At 46.6% G+C, this 21,888-nt stretch carries 14 protein-coding genes and 1 tRNA gene; 7 read left to right on the forward strand and 8 right to left on the reverse strand.

Going from position 1 to position 21,888, the window contains the following annotated elements:
- Window positions 1–69 precede the first annotated feature (69 nt).
- From QUB39_RS01835 to psbX, 4 genes are all read right to left on the reverse strand, one after another.
- Window positions 70–1,521 (reverse strand): trypsin-like peptidase domain-containing protein, encoded by a 1,452-nt coding sequence (locus QUB39_RS01835; protein ID WP_333051888.1) that lies wholly within the window; start codon window positions 1,519–1,521, stop codon window positions 70–72.
- Window positions 1,522–1,630: 109 nt separating this feature from the next.
- Entirely contained in the window at window positions 1,631–2,755 is a 1,125-nt protein-coding gene (locus QUB39_RS01840) for a redoxin domain-containing protein (protein ID WP_333207717.1), read from the reverse strand.
- A 445-nt stretch (window positions 2,756–3,200) separates the two neighbouring features.
- A complete protein-coding gene (locus QUB39_RS01845) occupies window positions 3,201–4,010 on the reverse strand; it encodes a Ycf66 family protein (protein WP_333315062.1) in 810 nt (269 codons plus the stop codon).
- Window positions 4,011–4,291: 281 nt separating this feature from the next.
- Window positions 4,292–4,411, reverse strand: coding sequence for a photosystem II reaction center X protein (psbX, locus tag QUB39_RS01850; RefSeq protein ID WP_333051895.1), 120 nt, complete (start codon window positions 4,409–4,411; stop codon window positions 4,292–4,294).
- A gap of 124 nt (window positions 4,412–4,535) precedes the next feature.
- Here psbX and QUB39_RS01855 point away from each other — a divergent pair, with 124 nt between their 5' ends.
- Window positions 4,536–4,820, forward strand: a complete 285-nt coding sequence (locus tag QUB39_RS01855; RefSeq protein WP_333051898.1) for a YggT family protein — start codon at window positions 4,536–4,538, stop codon at window positions 4,818–4,820.
- A gap of 149 nt (window positions 4,821–4,969) precedes the next feature.
- Here the strand turns inward: QUB39_RS01855 and accC are convergent, their stop codons facing one another.
- Window positions 4,970–6,325, reverse strand: coding sequence for an acetyl-CoA carboxylase biotin carboxylase subunit (gene accC / locus QUB39_RS01860; protein WP_333051901.1), 1,356 nt, complete (start codon window positions 6,323–6,325; stop codon window positions 4,970–4,972).
- A 228-nt stretch (window positions 6,326–6,553) separates the two neighbouring features.
- Between accC and QUB39_RS01865 the strand changes: the two genes are divergently transcribed.
- The 4 genes from QUB39_RS01865 (at window position 6,554) to QUB39_RS01880 (ending at window position 12,037) form a co-directional block, all read left to right on the forward strand.
- A tRNA-Leu gene (locus tag QUB39_RS01865) sits at window positions 6,554–6,637 on the forward strand.
- Between the two features lie 442 nt (window positions 6,638–7,079).
- Window positions 7,080–7,292: a helix-turn-helix domain-containing protein gene (locus tag QUB39_RS01870; RefSeq protein ID WP_006634859.1), complete on the forward strand. Its 213-nt coding sequence runs from the start codon at window positions 7,080–7,082 to the stop codon at window positions 7,290–7,292.
- Between the two features lie 76 nt (window positions 7,293–7,368).
- Window positions 7,369–10,884 (forward strand): sacsin N-terminal ATP-binding-like domain-containing protein, encoded by a 3,516-nt coding sequence (locus QUB39_RS01875; protein ID WP_333051906.1) that lies wholly within the window; start codon window positions 7,369–7,371, stop codon window positions 10,882–10,884.
- Window positions 10,868–12,037 (forward strand): hypothetical protein, encoded by a 1,170-nt coding sequence (locus tag QUB39_RS01880; protein WP_333051908.1) that lies wholly within the window; start codon window positions 10,868–10,870, stop codon window positions 12,035–12,037. Before QUB39_RS01875 ends, QUB39_RS01880 begins: the two co-directional genes overlap by 17 nt.
- Before the next feature lie 178 nt (window positions 12,038–12,215).
- On the opposite strand, the gene QUB39_RS01885 is transcribed toward QUB39_RS01880, so the two are convergent.
- The 3 genes from QUB39_RS01885 to QUB39_RS01895 form a co-directional block, all read right to left on the reverse strand.
- Window positions 12,216–13,487 carry an FAD-dependent hydroxylase gene (locus tag QUB39_RS01885; protein ID WP_333051911.1) on the reverse strand — a complete coding sequence of 424 codons (1,272 nt, stop codon included), beginning with the start codon at window positions 13,485–13,487 and terminating at the stop codon, window positions 12,216–12,218.
- Window positions 13,488–13,912: 425 nt separating this feature from the next.
- Window positions 13,913–17,419, reverse strand: coding sequence for a PAS domain S-box protein (locus tag QUB39_RS01890; RefSeq protein WP_333207719.1), 3,507 nt, complete (start codon window positions 17,417–17,419; stop codon window positions 13,913–13,915).
- A gap of 616 nt (window positions 17,420–18,035) precedes the next feature.
- A complete protein-coding gene (locus QUB39_RS01895; RefSeq protein WP_006634869.1) occupies window positions 18,036–18,704 on the reverse strand; it encodes a glycoside hydrolase family 108 protein in 669 nt (222 codons plus the stop codon).
- Between the two features lie 99 nt (window positions 18,705–18,803).
- Here QUB39_RS01895 and QUB39_RS01900 point away from each other — a divergent pair, with 99 nt between their 5' ends.
- Both QUB39_RS01900 and QUB39_RS01905 read left to right on the forward strand, forming a co-directional pair.
- Complete coding sequence (locus QUB39_RS01900) at window positions 18,804–20,984, forward strand: tetratricopeptide repeat protein (protein ID WP_333207720.1); 2,181 nt, start codon at window positions 18,804–18,806, stop codon at window positions 20,982–20,984.
- Window positions 20,985–21,230: 246 nt separating this feature from the next.
- Window positions 21,231–21,827 carry a tRNA isopentenyl-2-thiomethyl-A-37 hydroxylase MiaE gene (locus QUB39_RS01905; RefSeq protein ID WP_333051921.1) on the forward strand — a complete coding sequence of 199 codons (597 nt, stop codon included), beginning with the start codon at window positions 21,231–21,233 and terminating at the stop codon, window positions 21,825–21,827.
- Window positions 21,828–21,888: the final 61 nt, after the last annotated feature.

The following is a 21,888-nucleotide window of genomic DNA, read 5'->3' on the forward strand; positions in this document are numbered from 1 at the left end:
GCTACCAATTACCAATGCCCTGTTTGCCCAATTCCCGATTCCCAATTCCCAGTTCCGAATTTTCAATTTTCACCGGACAGTTAGAGTGTAACGACCCCGGCCCGAAGCATCGTAAGCATTGACAATTACGCGATAGCGACCCGTAGCGGGCAACGTAACGGTCAGAAACGAATTTTTAGTCGAATCGCTTCCATCGTCATTTTCTGCCACTAATCGGCCGTTAGGGCCAAAGATCGCCACATAGGGATCGAAATCTGTACTTTCGAGGGAAATGGTGACAGACTGACCCGATCGACCTTCAAAAGTATACTCTCGATACAGACTGTTGTCAGACGGCAATACTGGGCCGCCTGCGACTAAAGCACCTTCTTCTTGCAAAATCGCCCGAGAAGGCGCGGTAGGAGCACTCGCTTTCAGCTCTAACGTATAAGCCCCTGACTGCCTAGCTTGGTAGGAATTTGCAACTAACGTGTAAGTCCCGTCTGCTGGCAGCCTGACTGTAATTCTGGCGTTTTTATTCCCGGCCCCGTCATCGTCTTGCGCGATTTCGCGCTGGTTGGGGCCGAGCAAAATTAAATAAGGGTCAATCTCTTGACTTTTCATTTCTATTGTGATTTGCTGGCCCGCTTTTCCGTCAAATGAGTAGAGGTCAAAAAAGCTGTTGTCGGTGGGCAGAACGCTAGACTTGTCGGTGAGGAGGCCGCTGACGGGGGGCCCGTTTAACGTAACTTTTTGAGGTGATTGGTTGCCACCAAAGGGCGATCGGGCTTGAGCCGCGCGGGGAGCTCGCCCTTCTCGCACCGCTGTCAGGAAAGCGGGTAATTTGTCTGCGGAAATTGCAAAACCGATACCGATACTGCCACCGCCCCGACCGCGAGTAAAAATAGAAGTATTGACGCCGATTAATTCTCCTGAACTGTTGAGCAGTGGGCCTCCTGAATTGCCGGGATTGATGGCGGCGTCGGTTTGAATTAAGCCCCGCTGCTGGTCGATGCGGCTGACGATTCCGACTGTAAAAGTACCTTGAAATTGACCGAAGGGATTGCCGATCGCAAATGCTTGTTGCCCGACTTTCACCGAACCGGGACGGGCTAAAGGAATAGTGGGCAAATTGTTTTGACCGCGAATCTTCAGCACGGCTAAGTCTAGACCGTCTTCGCCGAATCCGATGACATCGGCGACAAGTTTTCTGCCGTCTGACAAAATGATATTGACGGTACCGCCTGCCGAAACAACGTGGGCGTTCGTTAACACCATGCCGTCGGGGCTGATAATTGTGCCACTGCCGTTAGATTTATCTGTATCGACTGTAACAACCGCCGGACTAGCCTTTTCGTAGACCCGAATATTGGTTTGTTCTTCGACAGTTTGGGCGATCGCACCCTGGGAATGCACCGAGTTAAATTCCGTTAAATCTGTTGATTGCCGCCCAGGGGATGTGGTAACAACCGCACTGGCGCTGGCTGCAACCCCAACCGTTAAAATTCCCGATACTGCTAAACTTAGAAGTTTGAAATTCATGGCGATCGATTAGTATTTAGCGATCGGTAGCTAGGAATTAGGTTTTGTGGCTAACCGCTAACTACCTTCTCTAATTATTTTAGGACTTGCACCACGGTAGTGACATTCCTTACGCCGGTTCTCCAATTCGGGAATCTGAATCAGCAGCTAAATACTTAAAATTAGCTTGTCGTACCTCGGCATCCTGATTGCCGTAGAAAAAAGACAGCAAAGCAAAACGCTGGCCGCTAATCACCGGCGTCGCTTCATGCAGCAAAGAACACGAAAAAATAATCGCCGTGCCAGAATCGCCTTTATAACCGTGTGGCGCGTACTCTGGAAACCGTAAAAATCCCCCCGTGTACTCTCCCACATTCAAGTTTAGCGTCATCGCAAACCTGCGGTGGAGCGTAGCTTTGCTAGTGTTGTCCCGGTGCGGCCGAAAATAACCGCCGCTGTCAGCATCGTAACAGCCCACCAAATAGCGCTCAAACCTAGTGATTGTAAACTGAAAAGCTTTTTCTACTTCCGGCCGCACCCGGCGCCAAATAATCGCACTCAATCGCTGCTGTAACTTCGGGTCTTCAATAAAGAAATCTCGGCGCTTCTTGAAAGTGTCGTCGTGCAGACCAACTGTTTTCCCGCCTATTTGCCTCATAAAGCCGGAAGGACTGCCACCGTGAGCTTTGTAGATATCGATTAAACTGCGACAAGATGCTTTGTCCAAAACGTTAGGAATTACCAACACCGGGGCGTGGCGAGTGGCTGCTCGGGCTTCCTCAATTGGGGGCAAACTTTTGAGAAAATCTAATACTTGCTGGGCGTGTTGGTGCGGTTCGCCCATCGGCAAAATATTAATTACCTGAAGGTTTTCGTTGAGAACAAAAGTTTGTGGTGCATAGTAAACTCCGGCAACTCCATTTTCTTCGACATCTCGGAAAACACCGTACTGCTGGCTGACTTTTTTATCCAAGTCCCAGAAAAAAAGGAATGACGGAGCAATTGTGGTTGGTCTGTTTTGTTCTTTGTCTGCTGGGTCAACGCTCACTCCAAACCGCGGTACTTGCAAGCTTTGGAATTCCTCTGAAAGCTCTTGAAAGCTTTTGAGGATAACTTGGATTTGTTCAAAAGCTGTGCTGGCAAAGAAAAACAGCACGACTCGCCGGCCGCCAACAGTCGGGAAATGAAATAAGGGGTTATTTGTAGAAGGAACGGAAAACCAGGGAGCCGGATCTCCTATTTCGAGTAATGGCATCTTGCTGATTTAATATTTGGGATTTTATATTTAGATTATTATGCTGTCGATTAGTTCCACAGATTCGGTAGGCCAATCGATTTTAGATTTTAGATTTTAGATTTTAGATTTTAGATTTTAGAATTGAAGCATTGACTTGCGCGAAATAAATTCGGGGGGCAAGTTTCTCGGATACAGGTTTTTTATTTCTGGGTCCTGAGTCTGCTTTCGGAATGAATCTGGGGGCTTGTATCCTGGATGCTTGATTGTCAAAAAAAAATTCAAAAAAAATTAGCTTTTCTTTGTGTATATCTCCGTTGGTATGGGTTTTCACCCTCGCAATTTACAGTCTTTTGAATCACTTTAATATCTGAAAAATAAGTAGATGGGCATCAATAAACGCAACTTATTTTTTTGCCGACGGGTACGAGAAAAGTTTAGTTTCACCCATCTACTTAGTGTTTGCCTATTTGTCGAAACTGGGGGAATTATCCGGTTGGTCTTCCGGGTATTCTACAGGTCGATACTCCACGTAGTCTGACGGCGGTGCTTCCACGTCGCGGTTGCTGGGGCGAGACCTGGATGATTCCGTAGGACGGGGTTTTTTGGTTCTCGGCGGCGTATCGGAACTGCGGTTTTCCGAAGCAGGGGGGCGACTGCTGCGGCTGCGGGTCGGTCTTTCTTCGGGGTTGTCTGAAACGTCCCAGTTGTCTGACTCTTGGGTTGGCGGGGCTTCTGGGCGAGAGGGACGTTTGCGCGAGGCTCGATCGCCCGAATCGGGCCGTCCGGTATTAACGCTGCCGTTGCGATTCGAGGGGCGGCGGCGGGGTTCGTCGTCGTAGGCTTCCCGAGAAGAACGGTAGTCTTGGCTGCCTCTGATCCGGGGACGCTGCGGATAGTCTTCCTCTGGTTCTAGCTGTTCCATGTCGGCATCGTAGCCGTCGTAACCGTAGGCGTTGCTGACCGGTCGGTCTTCATCTACGTATTGGGCGCGACTTTTGGCTTGGGCTGTGGTCGCTCCTCGCAGCTTAATGCTTTCTGCTGCAAAAAATATGGCGGAACCAGTCAACAGAAATTGACCGAATGCCAGAATTGGGTCAAGCCGCCATCCTTGAAATAACAGAATACCGCCGCACAGCAAGCCGACTGCTGCAAAAAAAATATCGTGGTCTCGGGCTAGTTTGGGACGCCACGATCGCAGAAAATACAGTCCTGCCCCTGCTACTGCTAGGATAATCCCTAACAGGCTGCTCCAGTTCAATCCTAAATTGACCATTAGCCTATCTCCTATGTCTTTCCTATGTTAGCGAGTTAGATTTTACATCTATCATTAAGTCTGTCAGCCCGACGGTGCTTTCTGGGGCAGAGTCCGGTCAGGGTTTCAGCTTGGGAAGTCAGTATAATAATGAGTTTAACGGGAAAAAACCTCAGCTTGGCAGTCAACTGAAGGTTTTGCCTTGACAGTTGCTGGCAGCCGAGGTTTCTCGCATCGGGGAAATGCCCGACGTGTAGCCGAAAATTGACTTGCAGCGCCGGACTTAGAAACCCGCTGACTTTTTAGGTGCGCTTGATTTTGTCTTTTTGGCTGATGAAGATCAGGGCGATCGTTGCTGGAAGCACTACTACCACCACGCCCACCAGCAGGCTGTACAAAAAGTTCGCGAGAGAAGGAGTCATAGATTCCAAGCCTTTGTTACAACAATTTGATTTTTATTAATTTTATACTTTCGATCGCACCTGTGAAACGGTTAAAATTATGAATGGCAGACTTAACAAAACTTAAGATTTCGAGATAAGACCCATGACTGGTATTACCGTTGCAAGTTGGATTCTGGGCTCTGTCCTAGTCGTGATGACTTTGCTGTTTATTTTTCGGATCGTTCTGACTTGGTATCCCGAGGTGAACCTGAGCAAATTGCCGTTGAGTCTGATTGCTTGGCCCACGGAACCTTTTTTAGCCATAACTAGAAAGATTGTACCGCCGATCGGCGGGGTGGACATTACGCCGATTATTTGGGTGGGTATCTGTAGCTTGCTGCGAGAAATGATTCTCGGCCAGCAAGGGCTGCTGACAATGATGATGTAGAAGTTGGCGGTTGACTGTTGACTGTTGGGGGTTGACTGTTGACTGTTGACTGAAAGCAGGCTTGGTAAAAACCCCCGGATCGATCCGTGGGGTTGCTTTCTTCAATCTTTCAATCCAAAATCCAAAATCTAAAATCCAAAATCGATTGACTAATGACTATTTTGGTTCAAGAACTGTTCGACGAAATTCGTGTAAACTTCGCCGCTGAGAAACTCGGGGGAATCGAGGATTTTTTGGTGAAAGCCCAGGGTGGTAGGAACGCCGGTGATAGCGCATTCCCGCAATGCCCGTTTCATCCTGCGGATGGCTGTCGGTCGATCGCGCCCCCATACAATTACTTTACCGATTAAAGAATCGTAGTAAGCGGGTATTTCGTAATCGGTGTAGACGTGAGAGTCCATCCGCACGCCGGGGCCACCGGGAGGCAAATAACCGCTGATTATGCCGGGGTGGGGTCGGAAATTGCGATCGGGATCTTCGGCGTTGATGCGGCACTCGATCGCGTGGCCGTTGAGAATGACTTGGTTTTGCTTGATTTGCAGTTTTTCTCCTTGGGCGATGCGGATTTGTTCGGCTATCAAGTCGAGGCCTGTAATCATCTCGGTGACGGGATGTTCTACTTGGATGCGGGTGTTCATTTCCATGAAGTAGAACTTGCCCGATTTGTCAAGCAGAAATTCGACAGTGCCCGCACCCGTGTAGTTGATGGATTTGGCGGCGGCAATGGCGGCGTGACCCATTTGATCTCGCAGTTTCTGGCTGAGGGCGGGGCTGGGGGCTTCTTCGAGGAGTTTCTGGTGTCGGCGCTGAATCGAACAATCTCTCTCACCGAGGTGGATGACGTTACCGTAGTTGTCGGCAAGGATTTGGATTTCGATGTGCCGGGGTTTTTCGATGAATTTTTCGAGGTAAAGTCCGGGGTTGCCGAAGGCTGCGTCGGCTTCGCCTTGGGCTGCTGAGAATAGTTTGGGGAGTTCCGAGGGTTCTCTCACTAGCCTCATGCCGCGGCCTCCACCGCCGGCGGTGGCTTTGATCATCACAGGATAGCCGATGTCGCGGGCGATCGACAAAGCTTCGCGATCGTCCGCCAGCAATCCGTCGCTACCGGGAACTGTGGGGACTTTCACCCGCTGCATAGTTTCTTTGGCGGTGGATTTGTCGCCCATCGCCCGCATTGCTGCCGGAGACGGCCCGATGAAGGTAATTTGATGGTCAGCGCAGATTTCGGCAAATCGGGCGTTTTCGGCGAGGAAGCCGTAACCGGGGTGAATGGCTGCGGCGTTGCGCGTCAGTGCAGCCGCGATGATGTTGGGGATGTTTAAATAGCTTTTGCTGCTGGTGGGGGGCCCGATGCAAACGGCTTCGTCTGCCAACTGGACGTGCAGGGCGTGTTTATCTACGGTGGAGTGTACGGCGACCGTGGCAATCCCCATTTCCTCGCAGGTCCGCAATATGCGGAGAGCTATTTCTCCCCGATTAGCGATTAAAATTTTCGAGAACCCCATCTTCGCTGCTTAATTCACTCAATATTCTGTACAATAATGCCTTTCGGTATGTTCTGGATAATCGTTTTCCAGAAATTGTTCACAAAAATTTATTTTACATTTTGCTGGTAGTGGTGCTATGATTGTAAATCGGCGGTGTCAAAGGGCAAGTTACGAGTTAAATGTCAGGAACCTCAACCTGTGAATCTTTAACTGGTAACGCAAAAATCCCGGAGATTGCCAGAAAGAGCGGATGTGGCGGAATTGGTATACGCGCACGCTTGAGGTGCGTGTGGCAATATGTCCTTGCGAGTTCGAGTCTCGCCATCCGCATTGAATATATAGAACAACTGTTGACGGTTTTGGCTGTCGGCAGTTGTTTTATATTTGATGGGTGGGTGGGCAGAAACCGGGTTTTTGCGAGAATATTTGGTTACAGGCGAAGATTTGCTGAAAAACCCGGTTTCTTTGATTTGTGGGCGAGTACGGTAGGGTGCGGATTCATCAGATATCTTTAAGTGCGATTCCCTACGGGATAGCTTCGCACGCGCGGACTTCTGACAGATCCGCACTATACAAAATACTCTTTAACTGTCGATCGACTATTGTGTTTGAATTAAAAACATAGATACAGCGGATTCCAGGTTTATAAAGTACACCCCAGAAACCGGGTTTCTTCTGGATTTCTCGCCAGAAACCGGTTTTATTAAAGAAACCCGGTTTCTCTGTACTTCACTTACCTGGAAAGTGCTGTAGTTATCGTTTGTCAAGTAGAATGGGGTTAGTTAGGTTCCGAATCCGAGAGTTGGCTGATGAAAAAGGATGGACGCTAAAGGATGTTGCCGATCGATCCGAGGTTCCGTACAGCACAGTCAGGCACTATGCGCGATCGGAAGGACTAGCAACGGTTGATATCACATCCATTCAAAAGATAGCTCGCACCCTCGATGTTTTGATTGAGGAGTTGATGGAAGTTGTTAAAGAATGAATTAATTTATCAGTTATAGTATGGGTAGAGAGCGAACACCCGCGCTCGCATGAAAATTCCTGCCGTCTGAACATCTATGGCTTACAGCAACAGCGAAGTTGAGGGAAAATCTTTCTATCAATCAGAACCTTTAATCGCCCGATTGAGGGGAATTATCCGAGATTATCCCGAAGGTGTGGGGATTCTCAAAGAATTAATTCAAAATGCTGACGATGCGAAAGCAGCGCGGGTAGAAATAACCCTTGATTGGCGGAACCATCACGTCAAATCATTGCCGGACGATCGCATGGTACTGCTAATGGGGCCGGCGATGTTAGTCTACAACGATAGCGTGTTTGCAGACAAAGATTTTGACAGCATTCGCAGCTTGGGACAAAGCGAAAAAGCGCGAGACTTGCAGAAAACGGGTAGGTTTGGTGTTGGGTTTAATGCAATTTATCACGTTACAGATTTTCCCAGTTTCGTGTCGCGCGATCGCATCATTTTTTTTGACCCTCACGGTGCAGCTATTCCCGGCACTTCTCGGCAAGAACCTGGGCGCGAGTGGAATTTGGCAGAGGCTAAATGGTACCAAAAATATCCCGATTTTATGCAAGTCTATGCAGCGGGAGGATTGCCCGTTGGAGATACAAACTTTCAAGGTACTCTATTTCGGCTGCCTCTGCGAACAACGGAAAGCGCAAAAAATAGCGAGATTCGCAAACAAGCTTTTACTGAATCAAACGTCAAGGAACTCCTAGACGAACTGAGACAGTCGGGTGAAGAACTTTTGCTATTTTTGAAATCTGTTCAGGAAATTAGAGTATACGAAATTCCTGCAAACAGTCAAGGAACTAGGCAAGAAATTCTAGCGATTGTTACCAAAAATCCGCAAGAAGTCCGCTCGGCGCGACAAAAAATCCTTGATGCAATTCCCGATAACCCCGACAAGTTGCTGGAATTGTGCCACCGCAATCATGACGGTTTAGTCTCAGTTTCTTACCGCCACGAGATAGAAACGATTAGTTGCGATCGTACTATCAAGTCAACTTGGAGAATAGTCAGTTTAATTCGCACAGACGAAGGCGGCGAATTGGCAAAAGTCATAGAAGCAATGCACCAAAGCCAAGAAAAAGTCGTGCCTTGGGCCGGTGCGGCTGCTAGAATTAATGCTGCCAGTACAGAGGGAAATCTGGCGCCTGTTTCGGGCAAAGTTTACTGTTTTTTGCCGCTTCCTCTCGAAACTGGTTGGCAGGTTCACATCAACGGTTTTTTCAACTTAAATAGTTCGCGGGATAATCTCAGTAGCGACAGCGGACAAACGGGAAAAGATAAGCCTAGAGCTATTTGGAATGGGCTACTAGCGCGCCACGTTTTGTCTCATGCTTGTGCTAACTTAATTGTCGATTTAGTGCAAGATATCGGAGTATTTGAATCAGATAAATTTTACCAAATTTGGCCGATTAGCAAAATTACTGCCAGCAAAGCTCTGGAAGAATTGCAGGGATTTGTGATGCAGTTATTGTACCACAAACCAGTTGTGCGATCGGCTGTCAAACAAATTGTATATGAGGGTAAAATTACCGGAGCAGTAATGTCACAGACAAGATGGGTGACACCTCCGACAGTCAAAAATTTACCATCTAAAAAGTGTTGGGACGAGTTATTAGCACCGCTGTGTGCCGATAATATCGATCTTCCAAATCCGCCATTGCCCGATTCGATTTTAACAGCTTTTAAAGATGCAGGTTTGCCTTTACCAACCTTCACTGCTGCCAACTTGCGAAAGCATTTAATCGAAAATAAATCCCTAGGGATTGCGCTGTCGGATGCACCGAAAGCAAGCCTGCGAAATCGGCAGTGGATTGGGAATATGCTGCGATATTGTCTCAGCGACAATTGTCAAGATTTGCGCGGTTTGCCACTTGCTATTCTGGCTGACAATACTTTGCAGGTATTTGGGTATAATGCGATCGGCACTATCTACATTGCAGATGAGGCGCAGAGGGAAATATTTGTCAGTTATCCCGAATGGTTTCTCCACCAAGATTTAACTAAATTATTGCCTGCATACAATCTAAAGGGCATCTCAGCCATGACTGCTGCGGAAGTAGCCAAGCAATTGGTTAAGTTGGTGGATTCAACTGCGTCAGAAATTGATTGGAATCCCGATGCAACGCATCCTCCTAATGCAGAATGGTTGACTCTAGTTTATGATTATTTTTACAAGATAAATCCGAGACATCTGTCGCAAGAAACAGTCGATGCCTTGACAAAAGTGCCACTGGTTCCGGGAAGTAATGGCAAGCTTTACAAAGCGAAAATTGCTGACACTCCTTTGTTGCGCGGGGATCGAATTGAGGCGGAAACAATTGCGGCGGTAGAATATTTTGGGGCAACACTTGTCAAAGCACCGGCAAAACTTGAGGGTGCGATCGCACAATTTGCCGATCGCCACAAAAATCAGTTAGTCTATTGTATCACGGGCCCGGATATCCTAGACATAGTATATTCGCGGTGCGATCGAGGTTTGCCACCTTACAACGAAAAGCATTATACATATCTGCTGAATTTCCTGGCAAGTCGAGAGCAAATAAATTACGATGAAAACCGGAAAAAGAAGCTGCGCCAACTGCCAATTTATCCAACAACTTCCGGCGAAATAGTTGACCTCTACAGTGAAAATGTCTACCTTCCGGGCGACGGATATGAACCGCCAGAAATTGCAGGTAGTTTGCGCCTTTTACGCTTAGGACAAAAACGAGAATGGCTGCCACTTTTCCAACTTTTGCAAGTACCAATACTCAACCGCGCCCGACTAATTCGTGACTGTTTGTTGCCAGAGTATGCCTCCTTTTCCCCAGAAGAACAGTTAATCGCACTAACTTGGATTAGGGATAACTTGACTAAAGCTAGCAAAGAGTTAGAAAATGCAGGAGAGAATGCTTTCGGATTCCAGGAAGAGCTTAAAAAGGCACGTCTGGTACGCTGTAGTGACAGGAGATTGAGAGCTGCCCAATTGATTTATAATCCTTTTAGTGAGGTAGTCCGAAACATTATCGGGAATGTAGCAGTGATTCCAGACATGGAATTTTACTCGCAGAATTCTGAAATTTGGCTGAAATTTTTCTCAGAGTTAGGAATGAGGCAAAATCCCGATGCTGATGACATTTTAGCCTGCGTTGACAATCTCATTCAAAGGGCAAATCGAGCGGGTGCAGAGGCTGTAGCCGATAGCTGCATTGCTATTTTTAACTACATCGTTGACAACTGGGATGCGATCAAAAATATCAGACTTGCCAACAGCAACAAGACACTACCAGAAGCACTTGTAGATAAACCTTGGCTTCCTGTCGAGGGAAATCCTCAAAAGTTAAGCCAATATTTCGGTGCTGCAAAACCTGAACCTAGATTGTACCGCGCTAAAGACTTGTGTTTCATTCAAGATGCTCCTTTAGTTGCCAGCCAAAAGTTTATATTTGCACGTCCTCAGCGGGATTTACTGAAGGTAGAAATCAAAAAGGCACTGGGTTTTGAGCCTGTAGACCCAAATACCGTTATCGACTACTTTGATGTTATCATAAAACTTTGGGAAAATGACAGTTCAAATTAAATTATCCAACAATCAAAATACACAACTGCAATCAGTCGAGGCGATTTACAAGTATTTTTACGATACTTTGGTAAAAGGCGGTATTTCGGCAGATCAAAAGCGGCAAATTCAAGAGCGTTTTGCTCATCGTCAATGTCTGTGGGATGAGTCTACGGGTAAGTTTTGGCAGCCCAAACACGCTTTTTTAGATGATGTTGGTTTTTTCGGAAATCGACGCACAACAATACCTAGTTCTAATTCTCATTCCGAAGTTTATCAGTTATTAGGACAAAGGATCTCGCCCACTGTACAAGACTACTTAGACTTCCTGGCAGAACTAGCAGCAGAGTACGGCAATAATGCTTTAAATGAAGCGGATAAAAACTGCGCGATTCAGGTACTCTACCGCCTGGAATCTCAACAGTTATTACAAGGAGTCGCAGTTAACAATATACCGATTCTTACCGCTAACAACACGCTTTGTTTGGCGGAAAAAGTTCTCATCCCCGACGCGCATTGGCGCAAGGATTATATTGACTCTAACCGGATACTGCACGATAGAGTTTCTGTCAAATTTGCTAAATCGGTTGGCTGTCTTTCTTTGTTGAAAGATGCTAGAGAACGCCCGAAAACAGTAAAAGTCGCCCGCAATACCAAAAGCTGCGATTGGTGTCTAGAATGGCAAAATACCTTAAATTCGGCAGAATTGCGATCGGGTTTGAAGCGGTTGATTTTTCACGAGTGCGAATCGGAACCAATTTTAGATTTAATCTGGTTGACCAAAGCTCAAGTTGCAGCGGCTAGTCAAATTAATGTAGATTTATTTTTGAGCGATGAAACCTGTATTGCCACAGATATACCGGGTACTCAACACTTTGACGAATTTAATAAAATTTTTCAGATTATCAGTAGTGCTAGCAGATATATTATGCTATCGTATTTAGCAGAAAGTATTAACGCTAGGCTTGGGGAATATGCCGTTAAAAATTTGCTACCCCTCGCCAGCATTATCGATGCGGAGCCATGTAATATTCACAGTTTGCTAAACGAGTTGCGAATTAGGTCTTTACCATCGCTTGTCACCGCTACCGAGCCTGAAAATCAAGAATCTAATATTAGTAAAGCGGCGACAAATTCCAAGGGCGAGTCTTCCATTTATTGGGGCGCGTTTTGAGCGGGTTTAATATTTCACACTCTCCAGATTAGACATCGGGGAATTTTGCTAATAGTTAAACTGTACTTCTATAGGAATTACGCATAAATACTAAAGAAACCGGGTTTTTGGCAGTTTATATGGGTTTTAACGAAGTATTCTCGCAAAAACCCGGTTTCTGACCACCCGTGCGTAAGTCCTAATTTTTCGCTAATTCCGGTGGCCGGCCCATCAAGCCTGTCATCAAGCGCAAGGCTAAAAACCTCACTGGGGGAATTGTCCGCAAACACCACAATCCAAAGCGGCGAAATGCTACAATTGGTAGCCAAGTATTGGAAAATAATCTGTCTAGAAAATCGGTAAATCCTAACACGATTAAATTCTCTTTTTTCCTCCAGTTGTGATACCGTTTCAATACTCGCAAGTCGCCGATGTCTTCGCCTTTTTGGTGCGCTTGCTGCAAGATTTGGCCGATCGCCCCAGCGTCTCGAATGCCCATATTCAATCCCTGGCCGCCGACGGGATGGCAGCAGTGGGCGGCGTCGCCAATTAGTGCTAATCTGGGCAAAACGTAGCGATCGCTCTGCATTAACTGCACGGGAAACAAAAAGCGATCGCTTTCCAATTCCAAACGCCCCAACAGCCCGCCCGTGCGCTGTTCCAACAAAGTCAAAAACTCTTTTTCATCCATTTGTTGCAAAGCTTTAGCTTCCGCGTGAGGTGCTGTCCAAACTACTTGACAGCGGTTCCCCGGTAATGGTAAAACTCCCATCGGGCCGCTCGGCCAAAAGCGCTCAAAAGCGATATCATTGTGCGGTTTTTCTGCTTTAATAGTGATAGCAACGCAGGATTGCCAGTATTTCCAGCCGCGAGTGCTGATCTTGGCTTCGGTGCGGACGCGCGATCGCGAACCGTCGGCGGCGACTAATAATTTGGTGCGAATTGTCCGAGTTTCGCCGTTTTGTTTGACTTCTATTTCGGCGCAATCGGTTAAATATTTTACCTCGACTACTTCCGCCGGACAAACCCAACTAAAATTCGGGTTTTTTGCCAAAGATTCTTGCAAAGCTGACAGCATGACTCCGTGCTCGCCAACGTAACCTAAAGCTGCTTTTGGTACGGGCAATTTGCCAGTATTTCCCAAATCCGGGCGGTGGAATTCGACCACACCGGGATAGTCGCCGTCGCAGAGGCTAATTTGCTCGAAGGTGGTGATTTGCGGCAAGATTTGCTGCCACACGCCGATACCTTCTAAGATCATTCCTGATAGCAAGGTAATTGCATAGGCTTGTTTTTTGGCTGCTGCGATTGCGGGGAGTTGGGTTTCAATTATTGCTATTTTCAATCCAGAATCTTTTAAGGCGCTGGCTAAGGTTGCCCCGACTATGCCCCCTCCGACGATGGCTATGTCAAAGTCGAGTGTCGGTGTTTGCGTCGAGGCTGTGGTTGGAGAAAGTTGGTTTACAGGCATTTTCAAGGGAATTTGTCAAGGTTAATTGGATTGTTACTTTTTTATTGTAAAGAATTATTTCGATTTAGGGCGATCGAGAAAGGGAGAGTACCGGCATTCGTGAAAATCCAGGTTTTCAGACTACGATATCCAAATGCAAGCCCAGGATGCACTCGCTACCTCAGAAACCCGGTTTCTTCCTATATTTCTCGTCACTCAACGCAAAACTCGTAGAAACCGGGTTTCTAGCCCCCCCGATGGATCAGCCCTGAAACTAATGACTAATGACTCATGACTAATGACTAATGACCGAAAGCATCCAGGATACCCGCCACGTGATTCATCCGTCCAGAAATAAAAAACCTGTATCCGAGAAACTTGCCCCTCGAATTTATCTCGCGCAAGTCAATGCTAAAATCTAAAATCTAAAATCTAAAATCTAAAATCTAAAATAGATTGACCATTTCCTTTGTGTTTTCGGTAGCCAGCGCTGATACTTCCTGGCAAATGGGAATCTCGATGACAAACTCTGCACCTTCCCCAGGCGTGGAAATACACCGCAATTTGCCTCGGTGTTTTTCAACTATAATCTGATAGCTGATTGACAGTCCCAAGCCTGTGCCTTTGCCGACTGGTTTAGTAGTAAAAAATGGGTCGAACAACTTGCCAATAACTTCTTGATTGATTCCCATCCCGTTGTCGGCAATCCGAATTGTTACTGTCTCGGAATTCGCACTGGTGCTAATCCGAATTCGGTTGTGGCGAGCATATATTTCTTTTGAAGAATGAGTGCTGTTGTACTCTTCGAGGGCGTCGATCGCATTTACTAAAAGATTCATAAATACTTGATTGAGCTGACCTACATAGCACTCTACTTTTGGAAAATTGCTGTATTCTTTGATAATCTCAATAGCGGGACGAAGTACATTAGCTTTGATCCGGTGCTGCAAAATTAGCAAAGTGCTTTCGATTCCTTCGTGAATATCTACTCGCTTCATCTGCGATTCGTCGAGTCGGGAAAAGTTGCGTAAGGATACAACTAAGTCGCGGATGCGATCGGCTCCAACTTTCATTGATTCCAAAATCTTCGTAAAGTCTTCCATTAAGTAATCAACTTCAATATCTTCGGCTGCTTCTACAATTTCTGGGACGGGATTTGGGTATTTCTCCTGGTAAAGATGGAGCAAACTGAGTAAGTCTGTGGCGTATTGGCTGGCGTGGGTAATGTTGCCGTAGATGAAGTTAATCGGATTGTTAATTTCGTGGGCGACGCCGGCGACTAGCTGGCCGAGAGAAGAGATTTTTTCGGTTTGGATTAGTTGAGTTTGAGCTTGGTGCAACTCGTGGACAGCTTTTTCGAGCTCGGCTGCTTGCACTCGATACTGTCCCTCCGACTGCTTGAGTGCTTCCAAAACTTGGACTCGATCGCTAATATCGGTGTGAGTTCCCACCCACTCGCGAACGCTGCCGTCGGCTGCCAAAAGGGGGACGGCCCGCACCCAGAAGTGTCTGTAGCTGCCGTCTGCAGCTCGCAAGCGGTGCTCGACTTCGTAGAGACTTTTTGTTTCTATGGCGCGCTTCCAAGCTTGTATTGTGCGATCGCGGTCTTCTGGGTGCACTGGTTCTATCCAGTTGTCCTTCTCTTTCAAACTCATGCCCGTATAAGCTATCCAATCAGGCTGAGGCTTGTCGAAGATTCCGCTAGCGTTTGTCGTCCAAACCATCTGTGCGGTAGCCATGGCCAGGGATCGATATCTTTCCTCGCTCAGACGCACAGCTTCTTCGGCTTGGCGGCTGGCTGTCACGTCGCGCAAAATAGTTGTGAATATGATTTCGCCTGCCACTTCGAGTTTGGAAATAGAAGCTTCGGCGGGAAATTCCGTACCGTCTTGGCGGCGGGCGAAAATTTCTTTGCGGTGGCCCATTGTTCGGGCTTGTTTAACGCCTCCGCCGAAATTGCTGACGAGGTGACTGTGAGGGGTGGCAAAAGCTTCGGGCAACAGCAGGCTCAAGGATTGCCCGACCGCCTCAGCAGCAGTCCACCCAAAAATCCGTTCTGCACCTTGGTTGAACAGGATAATTTTTTGGTCAGCATCCACAGAAATAATCGCGTCCTCGGCAATTTCTAAAATGCCGGCGAAACGAGCTTGAGACAGTTGCAGCGCTTGTTCAGCTTGTTTGCGATCGCTGATGTCGCGGGCGATCGTCGAAATGTATGCGAGTTTGCCGCCCGGTGCGGAGTGGGATATGAGGACTTGGCTGACGGGAAGTTCGAGTCCCGATGCTGACACGAAGGCTGTTTCTCCACTCCAAAAGCCCTCGGAAACAGCGGTGGCGATCGCTTGTTTCAAATTGCTGCGGGCTGAGGCTGCCGTGAATTCTGCAACTTTTCGCTTGGATATATCTTCGTTTTCGCCGATACCCACCATTTTTCTGCCGGCTTTGTTAATGTAAATGGCGCGTCCTTCGAGGTTGTAGATACCTACAAAATCCGGGGTTGCTTCCAGAATTGCTGCTAAACTTCTGTTGGCGATTTCGGCTTGTTTGCTCTCAGTAATATCCCGCGCGATGCTAACTATACCGCTGATCTTTCCTAAGCCGTCCCGGTAAGCACTTTTTGTAGAAAGAAATATTCTCAAATTTCCTTTGACGGGCAGCTCTTCTTCGATCGCTTCCGTTGTTCCCGCTGCCATAATTGGGCGATCGGTTTTTATAATATTTTCCGCAATTTCCGGCGGAAACAACTCGCTGTCATCTCTGCCGATAATGTCGTCTACCGACTTGCCAATTATACTGGCTCCCGCAGCATTAAGCATTAGATAACGGCCCTGAATATCTTTGACAAATAGGGCTGCGGGCGTACTGTTGATTACTGTCATCAACAGATTGTAGTTTTTTTGAAGCGCCTGCTTTGTTGTTTGAGAGTCGAAAATTTGCTGTTGCAATTGCTCGTTGGTTATTTGCAGTTGGATAGTCCGTTTCTCAACTTGATTTTCTAAGTCTAATTTAGCTTTTCTCAGTCCCAGTTCCGCTCGATAGCGTTTCCGGTCTGCGCTGCAGAGAGTTTTGGCATTCTGCCAAATCAGAACTGTAAAAATAATCACGTTCAATACGCTTAACAGCGATATCCCTACCTCCGGCGTGTAGGCTTGTAACCGATCTCCCAATAGGATGAAATAACCCACTAAAGGTGGGATAATGATTGCCCGTGGCAACAAGCGCCGCGCCATGATGCCGCCCGCGCGATCGCTCGTCATTACTGCTATCAATCCTCGATCGGGACTGGCAAATAAAATGCCGCAGCTCAGCAACATAAATGCTGCGGATGTGTGCAAAGCCATCCCTGTATTATTGCCAATTTGGTAAAATAAAGCTTTGTCGTAGAAATAGCCTATCAAACCCGTAAATGCAATTAAAAATGCACAACAGCTTAAGATTTGAATCCGCAGGTATTTAGGCCGACGTTCTGACAGCAGCAGCAGCGCTGTTCCCAGCAATAAAAAAGCACCAGCAGTATTCGGTGCCATGCGTCCTGGTGTTCCGGTAATTGTCAATGTGTAACTTTCTTTAAATAGCAGTTGGTCCATGCCTAAGTCTAAATTAAAGCTATATTGAAGTAGGGTTAATAGGCTAATTAATATAATTAAAAATGAGGATAATAAAATCAATTTCTTATAATTTTTTTGAGGCTTTCTTGCTGTTAATTTGGTGCGCCTAGTCTGTTGGATGAATAGAGAAAACCCGCCCAAAATAAAGCATACCGCAGTATTGGCTTTCATGGTAACGAGTCCGGGCAGAATGCTTTTTAAGAGTTGCACATCGAATATCCAACCCAAAATGACTGTACAGCCGATCGCCATTACTGCAATACTCGCTTTTTTGCAAAAAGACTCGACTGCAGCCATTCGGGTTGAGGGCGTTTGCCGTTGTTGCGATCGTTCAAAAACTTCCAATTTCTCGCTCCCTCTAATTATTTGGTTTTTACGTATCAAAGGTAACAATAAACACTCTAGTGATATTGTTGCCTTAGATACAAAGCTGCTGAAGATTTGCTCAAAGCTGCTAAGCATAAAATATGAATTATTTTACCTAACTTTAGATAGAGCGTCAAATGAAGGTGGAAGGCTCTTATGTAGAAGGCATTTGGGAGAATTGACTAATTTTTGTATGTGTAAATTTTAATAAAAAATTCCTTGTTCCTGGTTCGTTGTCCCTTCGATTTCGGAAATTGGCGCCCGATTCATCGGCAAGACGGAGTGTTTTTACTCAGTACATCGAGGGATAATGGTAGCGGATGAATCACTCTGCAACAAGATCGCTAGCATTGTCAATCGGCTGCTGTGGCTGTGGGAAATGCGATCGGCATAACAGATAAGACTCGGCGGTTGAAAACCGCTACTACATAAACTTTCGTCCCAGCAGAGAGGGACTAACCTGTGGAGCATTTAAACCACTAACGAAACCTGTAGGGTGCGTCGGCTCGATCGCTTCCACCGGCAAGGGAAACGCGGAGGCCCTCCTGCACCATACAATACTATTTTAAACGCTCCACAGCTTAACTGTTAACTGTTAATTCTTAATCTTGTTCACATAACCCCACAAACTGTAATCGCGACTCAGCCAACCCCGGAAAAAAGCCATTTGAGTCGGGTCTTCTTGTACCCGTTTGTAGCGGTAAATAATTCGTTCGTTAATCATTTGCAACGCGGTATTTCTATTATTCGCTCCTTTTAGCGCTTCCTTGGTGCGGGCATCAAAAACTCCCGTTTGCGGCAATCCTAATGCTTGCTGAAGAAAGGTAATAGAGTTATTAATACCGAAATTAACGGCAGTGTCAAACATGACGATCGCCAAAGCCGGCTGCATCGTGCCCGATAGGCTCGAATCCCAGTAATATTTATAAATTTCTAGGAGCTCTGCTTCCGACATCTGCGTCACGTCGAGGGGCGGAAGCCCACGACTGTAGCGGTAGGCGTTGTATTCCGTTTGCAAGACGCCCCGATAAGTTCTGCCGCCCTTATCGGCTGGGTGATTGCTGAATCCGCCCTCAAAATATAGGGTGAAATAAAGAGCAGTTTGAAATAATTTCTGCCGAAAGCTGGCTGTCTGCTGCTGCTGGGCGAAAGTCTTTTGGGCAAAGGGTAAGGGGATTGCTAAGGTTAACAAGAGTATCCCCAGCAGGAGGTTTGGTTTCCACTTGATGTTATGTTGGCGCTGTGTCGCTTGCTTGTCGCTCATAAATTCTCTGTGACGATCGCCCGTAGTTCCGCTAAAACTGCTACTCTGCAAAATAATATAGATTCAACCTTTAACTTGATAGCACAGATAGGCCGCCAAATGAATTCCGATTTTAGCAACCAATCCGAAACACCCCAATTTGAAGATGCTGCATCCCTGACAGTCGCTGCTGAAACCTATTACTCTCAAGGCAATTTAGCAGCAGCCGTCGCTGCTTGTCGCCGTGCTCTGGAATTGCAACCGGATTGGGCGGCGGCTTACGTGACAATGGGCAATGTGCAGCAAGCAAGCGGCCAAATTGAGGAAGCGATGCGGTTTTATTCCGAGGCGATCGCTCTGAATCCCGATTTTGCTGAGGCTTATGCTAATTTGGGCAGTATGCTCTACAAACAAGGACATTTGGTGGAGGCGGTTGTCAATTATGAAAAGGCGATCGAACTTAAACCGAATTTGGCTGCTGCTTACTGGAATTTGGCAGGGGCACTGAAGCAGCAGGGGCAGCAGGATGCAGCGGTAGCCTACGAGCAAAAAGCTCTCGAACTCAATCCCCACCTTGCTCAGGTAGATTTTCACTTAAATTTAGGAGATACATTAGCGCGGCAAGGGAAATTAGATGAGGCGGTGGCTGCATGGAAGCAGGCGATCGCATTTAAACCCGATTTAGCCGAAGCATACTGTCAAATTGGCCAAGTTTTGCGCCACCAGGGCAAATTTAAAGAGGCAATACCCAACCTTCAAAAAGCCCTAGAAATTAAACCGGATTTTATTTCTGCCCACCAACATTTGTGCGGCATCCTCAGAGATACTAGCGATTTAGCTGCCGCGCGGCAAGCCGTGCACCACTACAGCCAAATGTGTGCCGAAACAGATCCAATTATGACCGCGATTTACTTCATCAGCACCTATCAAGTGTCGGGATTAAATCAAATTGCGGGCGATCGATTTTTAGAGCTAGAGTCGTACTTGCAGCAAAACTTAGAAACCGCTAGCCCGGTGGAAATTAAATCGCTTTATGCAAACTTGTTATTCAGCACGCCCTATTTGCGAGATGACTTGGCGGCCAACTCAAAACTTTACAGATTAATTGCTCAAAAGTATATCGACCAATGTATTAAACCTAATTTTTCTCAACCCGCAAATTACAGTTTCAAACCAACGGTTCCATCCAGCCAGTTAAAAATCGGCTTTTTGTCCAATCACTTCAGCCGCCATTCTGTAGGTTGGTGCAGCGCTGACATCATTCGCGAATTGTCAAATATCACACCAAATGTGTATTTGTACGCTTCCGAAAGAATTGTTCCTGACGATCGCACTCAGCAATTTGAAAGTTTTGGCAAACTGACTTTTCCCACAACCTACCCGAACGGAATTGCAAACTCTGCCGAAATTATCGACCAAATTCAGCAAGATGAATTGGACGTTTTAGTTGATTTAGATTCTCTCAGCGTACCAGTTCACGCTGATATTCTCTACCAAAAACCCGCACCAGTTTGTGTTTCTTGGCTGGGATTTGACGCCCCTTACATATCGCCGAAAAATTACTTTCTTACAGACGGGCACTCGCACCCAGCAGACAGGGAAAAATATTATGACGAGCAGCTAATTAGGATGCCTGATTCCTTTGTAGCGGTGTCGGGTTTTCAGAGATATGGAGTCGATCCCGTTGCATTGAGAAGATCGCATCGGATCGGTTTGGATCAGATAGTTTACCTGTGCGTGGCTCCCGGCAGAAAATTTAATCGCGAGTTGGTAAAAGCACAAATTGCCATTCTCAAAGAAGTGCCGAACAGTATCTTAATTCACAAAGCTTTAGGCGATGCTGCGGTGTTTGAGGCTGCATATCACCAAGCTTGCGAAGCTGAGAAAGTGAGCAAGCACCGAATTAAGTTTTTGCCGAGGTTTGCTACTGAGGAAGAACACAGAATTATCTATTTGCTGGCAGATGTGTTGTTAGATTCTTATCCTTACAACGGAGGAACTCAAACTTTAGAGGCTTTGTGGTCTAATTTGCCGGTGGTGACTCGCACAGGAGAGCAATTTTTGTCGAGAATGGGTTATTCGTTTTTGCAGACTTTGGGAATTGAAACAGGTGTGGCTTTGTCTTTGTCGGAATATGTGGAAGTTGGTGTAAAATTGGGTAAAGAGCGTGAATTGAGAAATGCCATTAAATCACAGTTGGTGAAATCTAAAGATCCAGCCAATTTGTCGCCGCTGTGGAATCCGAAAAAGTTTGCGGGTGATATGTATGCGGTCTTGGAAAAATTATGTAAAATAGGATAACGCGCTAATTATAGGATAAGGTGCGTCAGGCCAAACAATCCGCAATGTGAGAAAACATCATAAGGAATGAGAATTAAATAACTTCCACAAGTTTGTGGGATGGGCCTGAAAGCCCGTCATGAGTGGACGGGCGGGACGCCCATCCCACAATAACAATTAAAATTATAAGTTATTTAATTCGCGATCCTAACCTGACGCACCCTAAAATGACTAATCTAAAGTCTAAAATCTGAAATCTAAAATGGTATGACTTCAACACTGCCAACTATTAAGTTTTTAAAACAGCCGACTTCGGAAGCTTGGGTGGAACAGGCGATCGCCCATTTGGATACAATCTTATTAGACCATTCTCACTGCGAGCGGAAAGCGGCGGGAGTAGCGTTAAATTTAATGTTTCGCTACCCAGCAAAGGAAAAATTGGTGAGGATGCTAACGGGGATCGCCCGCGAAGAATTAGAGCATTTCGAGCAAGTCAACCAGCGGTTAGAACAGCGCAGCATTGCTTTGGGCCCTTTGGCTGCACCTCCCTATGGTGCCGGTTTGTCCGCCCAAATTCGCAAGCAGGAACCGGAGAGACTTTTGGATTCTTTGTTGGTTTCTGGTTTGATAGAAGCGCGCAGTCACGAACGGTTGGGGCTGCTGGGCGATCGCTGTCCCGACGCCCAATTAGCTAAGTTTTACCGCAGTTTGATGGCTTCGGAGGCGCGCCATTACGGGGTATATTGGATTTTAGCAACAACTTATTTCGATCGGGATATTGTGATGCAGAGGTTGGAGGAATTATCATTAGTAGAGAGCGAGTTGCTCGCAAGTCTTCATCCCGAACCGAGAATTCACAGTTAAAAGCTAGGTGCATTTAAAAACTGTAAAACACAAAAAATGAGTAAGTTTACAGTTGCTAAAG

The sequence above is a fragment of the Microcoleus sp. AT8-B5 genome (assembly GCF_036705565.1).
GTDB lineage: Bacteria > Cyanobacteriota > Cyanobacteriia > Cyanobacteriales > Microcoleaceae > Microcoleus.